The sequence below is a fragment of the Spirochaetales bacterium genome, from assembly GCA_016930085.1.
Classification (GTDB): Bacteria; Spirochaetota; Spirochaetia; order SZUA-6; family JAFGRV01; genus JAFGHO01.
This window is the reverse complement of sequence record JAFGHO010000124.1, coordinates 11,871-24,876: the sequence shown is the minus strand read 5'-3', so window position 1 is coordinate 24,876 and position 13,006 is coordinate 11,871. Positions and strand designations below refer to the sequence as shown.

General features: G+C 48.7%; 9 protein-coding genes. 5 read left to right on the top strand and 4 right to left on the bottom strand.

Annotated elements, in window-relative coordinates; genetic code table 11:
* Positions 1 to 512: 512 nt before the first annotated feature.
* From JW881_20670 to JW881_20660, 3 genes are all read left to right on the top strand, one after another.
* Positions 513 to 1,445 (top strand): ATP-binding cassette domain-containing protein, encoded by a 933-nt coding sequence (locus tag JW881_20670; GenBank protein ID MBN1699935.1) that lies wholly within the window; start codon positions 513 to 515, stop codon positions 1,443 to 1,445.
* The gene (locus tag JW881_20665) at positions 1,438 to 2,259 is read left to right on the top strand and encodes an ABC transporter permease (GenBank protein MBN1699934.1); all 822 of its coding nucleotides are present in this window, start codon (positions 1,438 to 1,440) and stop codon (positions 2,257 to 2,259) included. The genes JW881_20670 and JW881_20665 overlap by 8 nt, the downstream gene beginning before the upstream one ends.
* A gap of 192 nt (positions 2,260 to 2,451) precedes the next feature.
* Entirely contained in the window at positions 2,452 to 2,850 is a 399-nt protein-coding gene (locus JW881_20660) for a hypothetical protein (GenBank protein ID MBN1699933.1), read from the top strand.
* A 284-nt stretch (positions 2,851 to 3,134) separates the two neighbouring features.
* On the opposite strand, the gene JW881_20655 is transcribed toward JW881_20660, so the two are convergent.
* Positions 3,135 to 4,442 (bottom strand): alkaline phosphatase, encoded by a 1,308-nt coding sequence (locus JW881_20655; protein MBN1699932.1) that lies wholly within the window; start codon positions 4,440 to 4,442, stop codon positions 3,135 to 3,137.
* Positions 4,443 to 4,795: 353 nt separating this feature from the next.
* Positions 4,796 to 6,337: a BNR-4 repeat-containing protein gene (locus tag JW881_20650; GenBank protein MBN1699931.1), complete on the bottom strand. Its 1,542-nt coding sequence runs from the start codon at positions 6,335 to 6,337 to the stop codon at positions 4,796 to 4,798.
* A 501-nt stretch (positions 6,338 to 6,838) separates the two neighbouring features.
* Between JW881_20650 and JW881_20645 the strand changes: the two genes are divergently transcribed.
* Complete coding sequence (locus JW881_20645; GenBank protein ID MBN1699930.1) at positions 6,839 to 8,971, top strand: glycoside hydrolase family 9 protein; 2,133 nt, start codon at positions 6,839 to 6,841, stop codon at positions 8,969 to 8,971.
* 171 nt (positions 8,972 to 9,142) lie between these two features.
* Entirely contained in the window at positions 9,143 to 10,237 is a 1,095-nt protein-coding gene (locus tag JW881_20640) for a hypothetical protein (protein ID MBN1699929.1), read from the top strand.
* Positions 10,238 to 10,267: 30 nt separating this feature from the next.
* Here JW881_20640 and JW881_20635 read toward each other — a convergent pair whose 3' ends face one another.
* Both JW881_20635 and JW881_20630 read right to left on the bottom strand, forming a co-directional pair.
* Complete coding sequence (locus JW881_20635; GenBank protein ID MBN1699928.1) at positions 10,268 to 11,332, bottom strand: hypothetical protein; 1,065 nt, start codon at positions 11,330 to 11,332, stop codon at positions 10,268 to 10,270.
* A gap of 158 nt (positions 11,333 to 11,490) precedes the next feature.
* Entirely contained in the window at positions 11,491 to 12,996 is a 1,506-nt protein-coding gene (locus JW881_20630) for a hypothetical protein (protein MBN1699927.1), read from the bottom strand.
* Between the last annotated feature and the right edge of the window lie 10 nt (positions 12,997 to 13,006).

The window sequence follows — 13,006 nt, the reverse complement described above, 5'->3', positions numbered from 1 at the left end:
GGTATATGTGATTTTAGAGTCGAAGTATCCAAAATGGTGAATAATGACTCGAATATGTGGAAATCAATCTATCTCGACCCGATAGATGCTGAATTATCCTATATAATTGTCGTAAATTCCTTCGATGATTTCGACGCAGGCTTTCCTCCTCTCTATTCCAATGGCTGAATATTTTTTTCAATTTCTGAAAAACTTTTTTCCATATCTCTTCACCAGCACTAAAAACAACTCCAACAATCCCCTCAAAAGCTGCGCGATGCTATAACAATTTAAATCCGCATGAAGGAGCTTTATCTTTCGATATATATCCTCAGGGAAATACACATGCACATGTTCCCTGCTTTCATCAGGATTAAATGATACCGCTTGATACCGGCTCATTCATTGTTTTCCCCATTTCCGTACATCCCCGTTTCTTCTTGACTCACGTTCCACTTTCAAGATAACATCGTTCATCATTCGAACATACGGCCGGCGACAAACGGCCCCGGGGCAAGGATACGCAATACCATATGAGTGACATCGCTATCGGCATTGAAAATGTGACGAAAACATATCATTCCCTCATTGCCGTCAAATCAATCGGTTTCGAGGTGCCGAAGTCGACCTGCTTCGGCCTGCTCGGCCCGAACGGCGCGGGAAAGACGACGATGATGAAGATGCTCTACGGAAAAGCCGGACGCGACCCCGGACCCGAAGGGAAAATAAGCATATTCGGTTTCGATCCGGCAATGGACGAATTGAAAATCAAATACATCTCCGGCATCGTGCCCCAGGAAAACAACCTCGACGACGAACTGAACGTCGAACAGAATCTCTTCATTTATTCGAAATTTTACGGCATGAACAGGAAAGAGGCGGGGAAAAGGATCGACGGGCTTCTCGATTTCATGGAATTGTCGGTGAAAAGGAAAGCGGCCATCGACGAGCTGTCCGGGGGAATGAAAAGACGGCTGATCATCGCAAGGGCGCTGCTCAACAACCCGAAAATTCTCATTCTCGACGAACCGACCACCGGCCTCGACCCCCAGGTCCGTCATATCATCTGGGACAAACTTCGAATTCTTAAAAAGGAAGGCGTCACGATCCTGCTCACCACCCATTACATGGAAGAGGCATTTCAATTATGCGACCGGCTTATCATCATGAACCTGGGAGAAAAGATACTCGAAGGGAGTCCGTCGACCCTTATCAGGAACAATATCGAACCATATGTGCTGGAAATCTATGATACCGATCATGAAGAGACGGACCGGGGGAAAAAAACCTCGGAAACCATTCCCGTCCGCATGGAAAAAACGGCAAGCAGAATCCTTCTCTATTCGGAGAATCTGGGCCGTCTTGAAGAAATTTCCTCCGCATACAAACAGGGTTCGTTCTACCTCAGACAATCCAATCTTGAAGACGTGTTTCTGAAAATTACCGGGAGGGGATTGAATGAATAAGACCGATTATATGGCGCACCATCATGACATTAATATCAACGTCCCGTCATTCCCCGCACGGTGCTTCAGCGTCTGGTACAGACATTTCCGTGTCTACACCCGCCATCTTTTAAGCAACGGCCTGCCTCCGTTTCTGGAACCGCTTTTTTTCCTGCTTGCCATCGGCGTGGGTCTGGGCCTGTATATCGACAACATGCAGGGCCTCCCCTATTTCCAGTTTCTCGCATCCGGTATCATCATCCCGCCCGCCATGTATACCGCCGCGTTCGAAACGACCTTCGGGACATTTATCCGTATGGAATTCGAGAAGGTATACGACGGGATGCTTGCCGCATCGATAGACTGCAAGGATCTCCTCCTGGGGGAAATCCTCTTCTGCGCGACAAAAAGCCTCTTTTTCTCGAGTGCGGTTCTCATCGTCATAACACTGTTCAGCGGGGGAACCTTCCCCGTTTTTCCTGCCGCCCTCCTCGCCCCTTTCGGCGGATTTTTTGTCGGTGTGATGTTCGCCTCTTTTTCGCTTTTCATTACCTCGTTTATAAAGACCATCAACCACTTCAATTTTTATTTTACCGGGCTGCTTACCCCGATGTTCTTTTTTTCGGGAATCGTTTTCCCCCTTCAAAACCTTCCGTATGCCGCACAAATCATAGCGGAATTTCTGCCGCTTACCCACGCGACAAGGATCGTGCGGTCTTTCTGTCTCAACACCTATTCTGCGAATCTTCTGCTTGACTGGATATATATAATCCTCTTTAGCGTCGCGTTTTCCTTTCTCGCGGTGTGGAGGCTGCAGAAACGCCTGATCGATTGACGGCGATTCCGGATTGCTCCAAGTACGCTCGACCTCTTGCGCGGACACGCCGCTCATGCAAGCCAAAATATTTTTGTTTCGTATCAAATGATATTTTTTTTAAAAATATCCTCAAAATGACTACACTTTTTCTTGCAAAACGGCTAAACTTCCCCTACATTAATGACAAGACATACTGATTTGGAGGTTTATATGAAAAAAATCATACTTCTTTCTCTCGTCGTCGTATGTATCCTTCTTGCCGGATGCGCGGGAGACAGCGGCAAGTACGGAGATGTTAAGAAAATAATCAACGATTACATAGGCGCCCATAACAAGTTCGCAACGGATATTGAAAAAGCGAACGATGCCAAGGCCGTTGCGGCAGCGTTGAAAACCTACACAAAAGAAATGAAAAGAATCAGCCCCCTGCTTGAAAGTATTCCCGACAAATACCCTGAACTGGCAGGACCGGAACCACCCGCCGAATTGAAAAACCTTATTACTCAAATGGAAAATGTGGAAGACGTTCTTGAAAAATCCTACAACAAAATAATGGGTTATTCCGCGGATCCGGCAGTAACGGAAGCAATGGAGGAAATGGGTTTCTGATGCAATGGTTACTCTCTTAGTGATATGAGAGAGGCGGTAAAACCGACCCGGTCTTTTCACGAACAGTTTTTTTCTATAGCCGTGTTGCTCCTGTATATTGTGAATGGGATACTCGATACGGAGATATTACAAAAAGTTGTTACTGTAAACAACGTGTTTATAGGTTATCGATTTTGTTCGGGAGAAGTCCGGGTTTATCCTGCCGCCGGGTTCCATGAATCCGGAAAAACAGCATCTTCCGCATGCCGTGCCGCTGATATTATTCAAAACCAATACGTACCCGGCTATTTATAAAAATCGGCAATCAGATCATGAATATGTGTATTGTCAAACTCACCAAAAATGATATTTTCCTCAGACCCCGTGCATAAAACGGGAACCTCTTTCGATGTATGGTAATCTGTGGACCATGAAACATCGGGCAGTACTCCCGGTCCATTGTTCGCCAATACTTTCAGCCCCCCTGTTTCATGGTCCGCCGTCACGATGATAACCGTGTCATCCCTTCCGGACATCCAGGCAAGTGCCGAGTCAATGGCATCTTCAAACTCGATCACTTCAAAGATATTCCTGGCTATATCGTTATCGTGTCCCGCCTGATCGATACGCCCGCCTTCAATCATGAGAAAAAAACCGTTCGGACTTGTCTCAAGCAGTTCCAGTGCCTTCTCCGTCATCATCGACAGCTGAGGATACGTATCCGGATCGTCATACATATAGGGAAGATGATATGTTCCGAATTGCGCCGAATAATAGTCAAAAGAATCCTGAACAAGTCCAATAAATCCCGCCTTATCGGTTACCGTATGGTACCCCGCCGCCTCGCTTTCGACCGGCGAAAGACCGTTTTCTCCGCCGCCGAACAGTATATTCGGCCGCGAGCCGGACAGGTAATCGGCGGCAATTTCACGGACATTAAACCGCGAATCGGTATGGGCGCCGAAACCGGCAGGCGTTGCGTGCGTGATAAAGCAAGTCGTAACGAGACCTGTTTTCTTACCTAAAGCCGAAAGTGTCTCGACTATCGATTCCAGATCATTTCTTTTTCCCGGTATGGCCATACTGATGACGCCATTGGTTACCTTTCTGCCGGTTGCCATGGCAGTGGCGGAAGCCGCAGAATCGGTAACACGGCTGCTGGCCGAATACGTCGTCATTGTGTTCGCAAAATCGAGGGACTCGAATGAAAGCGTACCTTCGCTTCCGTTTTTATACATTCCCGCTGCCTTTATCTGTTCGAAACCCATTCCGTCACCGATGAAAAGAATGAGATTTTCTGGAATCTCGGCGACAACGGTCACGAAACACTCTTTTTCATGCCCCGCAGCCGTCGAGACCGTCACGACCGCATTACCGGGGGAGACTCCAAAAAGGTTGCCTTCGGCATCGGCGGTTATAACGGTTTCATCACTCGATTCCCAGAAAAGCGTTTCTGATTTGATGTCGGTTACCGCATGAAGCCTTTCCGTTTCCCCGGTCATGATTATTTTTCTGTAGGAATCGAGTTCGCAATACTCGACAGGTCTGTAGAAACAGCCGGTTAGAAGAAGACATACTAAAATAATGATGCACAAAACCAATGTTCTCATCATATGCCTCATATAAAAATATATAAAAATACTGCAAATAATTCCACTCTGGTATTTCAACGGCTGGATGTAATAATCGGGTTCTGTATTATTATTTTATAATTTTTATCTGGTTAGCGGTGAATTTCCCTCTTTGTCTGTTTATATCGGAGATGTCAACAACCGGTATCAGTCTCGATATTTATTTTGTTGCCCCAATTTTTAAAATCAGAATAACCGGAAATATTGGATTTCTCTTTATCCTCATTTAAAAGCGGACCGAATTATATAATCCGCGTCGCCATTTTTTCTTCGGAAAATCTGAAATATATAACTGTTTTTACCGTCTCCCGGAAGAAACCCGATTCTTTTCAGGTTTAGCAAAACCGGTCGATCAGCCCCACATAGTATTGGGCGATCACCAATGCATCGACGATATCGATTGTACCGTTACAGTTCGCATCCGCCCGGTTTTGATTAAAATTTGCCGGAGCAAGCCCCACGTAATATTGGGCGACAAGGAGTGCGTCGACGATGTCGATCGTGCCGTTTGAGTTTACATCGCCCGTATTACCGGGCTCGGGTGTCTGAACGGACCCCGATGAGCTAAGCCGGTATGTGAGGGTATACATATTCGACGATGTGCTCCCCGTTGTCCCCGCCTGCACGAACACATTCAGTTCATTCGATGCGCGAAGGGCAAAGTAGTCGATGAGGGGTTCCGAATGGAAAAACCTTCCGTCATCCGCGTTGTCGATAATCCTCCAGTCCGTATAGTTCGATGAGACCGATGCGCCCGCGATCTGAACATGAGGGAGGATGCCGTACACGTTTCCGTCCGCATCGTATGCGATCTTTGAACGGTTGTCCCACACTTTGGTGGGAATCCCCGTATCGATCCTGTGCCACGTTCCGCCGGTATCCCGGTAGTAATGCATCTGGCGGTTCGTGCCGTTGACATCTTCACGAGAAAGAACATGCACCCTGCCCTGCGCGTCGATAATCATTCCCTCCGAATTGATCAGACCGGTCCGCTGGCCGATTGTCCAGACCCTGCAGTCCCTGGACGGACTGACCGGATTGCTTCCCGTCGTCCCGACCACGCTTCCCCCATTGTTTTTCCATGTCGCGCCGTGATCGTCCGAGTAGGCATACATGAGGTCGTGGTTCGTGTTCCCGTCGCTTGTCGCCCTCCAGCACCACGTCATGTGAAGCCTGTTATTGTTGTCGTACATCACACCGTGATGGTACGCGTTCTCGTCCACCCCGTCGATGAACATGCCAAGGCTTGCCCATGAACCATTGGTATTGTAACGCCAGATATAATTGTCCCCGTCGCCGCTTGAACCGATTCTACCGTAAAAGAGGAGGGTGCCATCAGGTGCTGTGACAAAACAGGGATAAGTGAAGTTCGTCACGGTTCCCGAACCGAGACTATTCTCAACAGATCCGAATTGCCGGGCGGCCCACTCAAACGACCGGGGATTCGTTATCAGCCCGCTTACCGATTTTCTGTAATGAAGCGTACTGTTATGATGATCGAATGAAAGGTGGATTCTTCCGTCCGAAGGGGAAATACCCATCGAAATCGCATTGTGGTTATCGTCTGCCGTCTCCCGGTAATCCGAAAGCACGCAATGCTCCCACGGTCCCGACGGCAGTTCGCGGCGCGAAACCGTCACATACCTGTTGGAATTATAGTAAGAGACATACTGCCATCCGTTATAGGTGATGATTGCGTCCTGAATGAAGGCCTGGCAATTGATATACGAATCGCCATAGCGGTCGTCAAAGAATGTCGTTGCGTTCGAGGTAACGAGGTGTTCGCCTTCCTTGACGGCATCGGGTGCCGGATACAGGGGAGACAGTAAAAAAACGGTCATGAAAAACAGAATAAAAAAGTTTATTTTTATTTTCATTCCGACCTGCCTTTTATTTTTTATAATATTCCGTCATAGATTACCACAGAAATACCCCGCTGTCAATCCGAGGCACGCGACGGACAGGCTCTGTTGCCATTCATTTTCACCTTAATCGTAGCACCGTCTCTTTCAGGATATCGCTTTTCCCATGTAAAACCATAATAGATCAAATCGATCCATCAAGGATACACCGGGAAATCCATCACCATAAGAGGACTATTGGCCTATAGCAAATATAGTCGAAAACCCTATTTTTTTTTCAGTGAAGCGGCTTATTGAATCATGGGGAATAAATGTTACCTTATATATAGAAGAATGTAGTTCGACATAAAAAATACTGGTATCACCGGATAAATATAAATAAAAGGAAGAAGTGGTGACATATCTGAATGTGATGTCTTCTGTAACCTGCAAGGTAATAAAATGCGTATATAATCCTTACACTAATAAGGAAGAAACAGTTATAAATTTAAACACAAATAAAGTGAGGAGGAGAAAATGACTAAAATGAAAGTCTGGATAATCGTCCTTGTCGTGGGATTAATAGCCGCGGAGGCATTCGCGCAGAACTATAATGAAGCCCTTGCGAAAGCTATCTATTTCTATGAATGCCAGCAGGCCGGACCGCTTCCATCATGGAATCGTGTCGAATGGCGCGGGGACGCCACCCTGGATGATGCCGTTCAGGGCGGATGGTACGATGCCGGTGATCATGTAAAATTCAACCTGCCTATGGCATATACCGCCTCGGTACTCGGATGGGGCGCCTATGAATACGGATCAAATACCGATCTCAACAACAACCTCAAGTTTGTGCTCGATTACCTGGCCGCATGCTGGAACGGAAGCACCTATATTTATCAGATTGGCGACGGCGGCGCGGATCATGCGTGGTGGGGTCCCGTTGAAGTGATCCACAAGGAAACACAGGCCGGAAACAGACCGGCGGCTTCTGCTTCGAGCGGCCTTTCCGCCGTGATGGCACAGACCGCCGCGGCCCTGGCGATCGGAAACATACTCTACGGCAACAGTACATACCTCAGCAAGGCGCAATCGCTTTATTCACGGGCGAACTCGGACAGAAGCGACTCTAATTATACCGCCGCAAGCGGGTATTATCAGTCCCACAGCGGCCCGATCGACGAAATCATGTGGGCTGCCATCTGGCTGTACCTCGCGACAAACTCATCCACGTACCTTTCCAACGCGGAAGCGCTTGTCGATGAATTGAACAGGCAGGGCCAGTCTGACGACGTCGAATACCAGTGGGGCCATTGCTGGGACGATTCTCACTACGGCGGCATGCTCATGCTTGCTAAAATAACGGGAAAACAGGTATACAAGGATTTTGTCCACCAGCACCTCGACTGGTGGGTGGCCGGCGCAAAAGGGAAAACACCCGGCGGACTTTCATGGCTCGATTCATGGGGATGTCTCCGATACGCGTCGGCGGCGGCTTTTGTCGCGTTTGTCTACGCCGACTGGAGCGGCGCCGATTCTTCGAAGGCCACCTCATATTCCTCATGGGCAAAAAAACAGATCGATTACTGCCTCGGCTCGAACGAACGAAACGGCAGCTATGTCGTCGGATTAGGATCGAACGCACCGCAGCATCCTCACCACAGAACCGCCCACGGTTCATGGGCCGACAGCCAGAACGTCCCGCCGAATCACCGGCACACCCTCTACGGCGCGCTGGTCGGGGGACCAGATCAGGGCGGAAGCTATAACGATTCAATAAGCGATTATGTCTGTAATGAAGTAGCCTGCGATTATAACGCGGGACTCGTGGCAAGTCTTCTGCGGCTGGGAAGCGCCGGATCTGCATCCTTCAATCCCCCGGCGGAAACAAAGGACGACGAGTTCTTTGTCGAGGCAAGGATCAACGCGCAGGGAACCAATTTCACTGAAATCAAGGCGCTTTGCAACAACAGATCCGGATGGCCGGCACGGTTGATCAAGGATCTCCGCTTCAGGTATTTCATCGACCTTTCCGAGGTTTTTGCCGCGGGATATTCGACGAGCGACGTCACCCTGACCACGAATTACGTCGAGTTTCCGGCGACGATTACACTCAATCAGTACAGCGGCGACATCTATTACGTCCAGGTCGCCTTCAGCGACGGAACGAGCATTTATCCCGGCGGCCAGTCGGAGTACGCGGCAGAGATTCAGGTGAGAATAGCGGCGCCCAATAATACGAGTTTCTGGGATCCTTCGAACGATTTCTCCTACGATGGTCTGTCGTCGAGTTCGGAAGTGAAAACGGAACGGATACCGGTCTATGACGGGAACACACTCCTCTACGGCGTTGAACCGGGAGGCGGGTCGACCTCGCCACCCACCGTTACCAACCCGCCCACAGTGACGAATCCCCCTGCGACCAACCCGCCGACGGTGACGAATCCCCCGACAGTGACCAACCCGCCTGCCGTCACTATCGGCGACGTCAATTCGAGCGGCGGGATCGACATTGTGGACGCGCTTCTCGTGGCCCAGTACTACGTGGGACTCGAACCCTCCAATTTCAATCTGCAGGCCGCGGACGCGAACTGCAACGGAACGGTCGATATCGTCGATGCCTTAAGAATCGCCCAGTATTACGTGGGGCTGATCAGCCAGCTTTGTTAGTGCGATACGGCAACCCCTTTCCAGGGGTTGGAGAATGAGAATAACGGCCCGGACGGCGCCGACGCCCGTCCGGGTCTTTTTTTTATCATGAAAAATCTTGAATTATCCCTGTTTTTTTTCTTTCCGATTGCCTTACGGCGCTAGTATATTAACCATGGAGGGCATAATACCATGAAACACACCATTGCACTCATTATAATAAGTATAGTCTGTCTTTCCTGCAGGGGTGTTTTATTCGACGAGGAACTTTCCCTGACCGTCTCCTTTATCTCGAAACTCGATCAAAAGGCAACGGCCGGCCCCATCCATGATCTCAACCAGTGTTATGACGGCGAAAAAGATTCGATATTTTTTATTCCGGACAAGGGATATTATAAACAGGGTTTTATCGTCAAGCATCATGATACGCACTTTGAAATCTGGTACCTCGACGCAAACGGGAATATTTATGGCTCTGATCATTTTGAAATAACGGATTCAAACGAACATGAACCGAATTATCTCTTTGATACCATAGCAGGATATCCCGGACGGCTTTTATGCGTCAATTATGACGGAAACACCACGCGATTTAATGTCGCCGTTTACGATTATGATTACATCTACTGGTATTTCGGATACGAACAGGAACTGAGCTATCTCATATCTGAATATTATAATAGTTTCCTGGGACTTGACAATAACCCTTCCATAAACGGCGTGTATCTGAGTCCCGTCGACGGGAGGGTATATATTCTTTTTTCAAGCGATAATGAATATTACGGGACGATCAGGTATTTCGAAGCAAGCTTCTCCCTCTCTTACGGGACGGATTTAATCGATCCCCAATGCACACATTCGGGACCATTGGATTATATCTCCCTTCCCGATCCGGTCTGGCAGGATGTCTTTTACTCGCACGATGCGGGTGAAAATCGCAGCCTCATGAGTTATTATTATGGTTCATCTTATAAAACATATACATGGCTCGACAGGCAGTCGCCCCAGAAAATTTCCATGAGCAGACCCGGAAAACATCTGCTCAGCTCGGGGGATATCTTTACGTATCAGAACGGTATCGCGCGGGGATATTCGCTCTCCGGGAAGGAACTCTTTGTCACGGGGATGGGGGAGGTGAGGTTCTGCTACGAATACGAGGACGGGAACGGTACGTACCAGTCGCTTTTTTCCTATACGACGGTAAAACAGGAAGATTATGACTGCTCGATCGATTCCGCGACCGTGTATGTCTATTCGATACCTTCGGAGGATATCGCGGATCTTTAAACGCCGTCACGCATGACGGACGTGAAATCACTAACGGGCGGCGATATTATTCCTGAAGAGGGCGACTTCCCCCTTGCATGCATTGTAGTCGGTGCTGTATCCGACAAAGGCGTCGAGATCGCAATCGTTATCGATATCGAAAAAGCTTATCGCGGCATCGGGTCCCACATTCTTCAAACCGAAGGGATTTGTTTCATATCCGTTGAAAAGGGGTTCCTCTCTTGTACCGTAATTCCTGAAATAATGGATATTGCCGTTCGAATCGCTGATGAAGAGGTCGTAGCGATCCTCCATCCAGACAAAACAGGGTACCGTATAGTTCCATTCATCTTCCACTATTATACCGAAGGGGCTTTCATCATCGACCTTTTCAAAAAAAGGATCTTCTTCCTCCCCCGTATTTTTATAATAATAAATTCTTCCATCATCCGAACCGAGAAAGGCGTCGAGTGAACCATTGTTGTCGATATCGACCATAAATGGTGAGATTGCCGTCGGATAATTTTCACCCTCGGCAAAATCCAAACGGGGGCACAAACCGATGTCGCATCCGTATACAATATTTTCGATATTGGGGATAATGCCCGGATCATCCGTAAAAAACTCGATTTCCCCGTATATGAGATAACCATTCCATATTCCCGCCATAAGACCGAGATTGCATGAATCGAAAAGATTCGCCTTCGAGGCCGAACGGAACGGGAATATTGTCGTCACCCCTGGGCCATATTTTTCAATCGACCCGTCCTCACCGTGATATATATACAACATCAACGATATTTCCGGCTCTTCCCTTCCCGTGACCTGATTCAACTTCAATTTCCAGGAAATAATGCCGATACCCGTTTTCGGCGTGTCGGACTCCGGGAAATTCTCGAATATGGTAAAAGGATCAAGGCCCGTCGTATCGTCACCGAAATCGAGTATTTCGGGTTCGCCGAAAGAAAAACCCGGCTCGACACACGGTACCGCCGTGGGCGCGCATGTGGGGGGAGGGGGCGGCAAGCTCGGACGGGGCGGGCATGAGAAAAAAGAAAGCAATAAAATCAGGAAGGCACACACCGTGCCGGTTTTTTTAAAAGCATATTCTTTCATTGTTATTCCTTTTAAAGCTTATTTTATTTTTATTATGCCTGTTTAAGACAATTATAATATCACCTCATAAAGGCTTTGTCAACCGCTTTTTCACTGTCCAAGCAAACGGTGAATCAGCCGGTCGCAGGAGGGTCCCTGCATGGTACGGGCGACAGCCCCTATGGCTTCCCGGAATTGATGCGTCTGTCGAGCTCATTCATACCCGCCAGCCCGTCACAAAACGAATAAAGATACACGCCGCCCGAGATAATGAAAGCGAAAAGTTTCAACGCCTGGAACACCTCCATGGTCGCATAGGCGGATCCGGCCAAGTTATCGCGGCCGGCGTTCTGAAGCCCGACATATTCGCTATAGAAATATTCTTCGCAATAAAACGAGCCGCACCCGGCGATGAGAAAAACCAAAAAAGACGACAAAACGATCAAACCCTTGCGCGGTTCCTGGTTATGGAATTGGGCGGCGGCAGGGACAAAACACAACGGCCATATGGGCTTGTATGCTTTCGAACCGATATCGACGATTTTATTGTCCGCCGGATTAAGGTACAGATGTTCGCCATGGAACACAAAGGTTCTATTCGCGTCCGGAACATCGAGAAAAAACTCGACGCCATAATCCCCGGGAAGAAGATGTTCGAACAGGTGGGGCAACACGTATCCCGTCCCGTTCTCGATGCGTCCTTTTATCGCCCCGTTCACGCCCGCAAGCTCAATTGTTCCGGTCACCTTGAAATTACGTAGAATATCCTCCCCGGTGACGGTCGAAATCGTTTCCTCAGCGACCGCGACTTCCTTCCCCGCCCTGTCTGTTGTTGTCAGTTTTATCCGGTAAGTATTCCCCGCATACAGGGTCCCCGTAAACGGCGTTTTACCCGCCGGTTGTCCGTTTATGTAGACATGAGATTCGACTTCAGCGTTTAATTCGCATCGAACGAATACCTTGAGGAAAAGTCGGTTTCTTTCCGTTTCGCCCGCGTAAATCGGTCCGTCATATACCGTATATTCTTCGTTTCCTCCATCGCAGACGGCCTTCAGGCCGTGCCTGCCTGCGGAAAGATAGATTTCGGCCGGTGTCTTCCCCACATAGCGGTCGTCGATGTAAAGGATACACGGCCCTTCCGCCTCGATCGAATACGAAACGTATCCGGAGGTTACCTCGATAAAGTCGTTTTTCATTACCTCAATCAATTCGTCGAGGGTTTCGAACATCGAAAGACCGCCTTTTCCGTAATCCTCCCGTTTGTAGATGATTTTGTGCTGAACAATATCGAACACCTCGAAATCAATCGAAATAAAATCGGCGGCAACCGAATACCCCCCGCGGATAATGTAGTCCGCATCGAGTGCCGCTCCTGCCGCGATAAGGGCATCGATGTTCCTGTGCTCGCCGGCTTCGCGTCCCGTATCCTTCAACAGGGCGTAATAACGTACCAATGGGACCGCGAGAAAATCTCCCGAATCCGAGAGATTGTCGATGAACGAATTGGGGATGAGTTCCTTCAGGTAATCGTATTTTTTCTCGTCCCTGTTTTCAAACGGCACGATCAACACCTTTTTGACGTCCGGAAGTCCGTAGACTCCGGCCGCGCCGAAGAAAAAACAGAGAAGCAGTACCGGCAGGTTTTTATTCCCGTTCGGCGCTTTTCCTTTTCCATTGCCTTTCATCCGTCGTCCT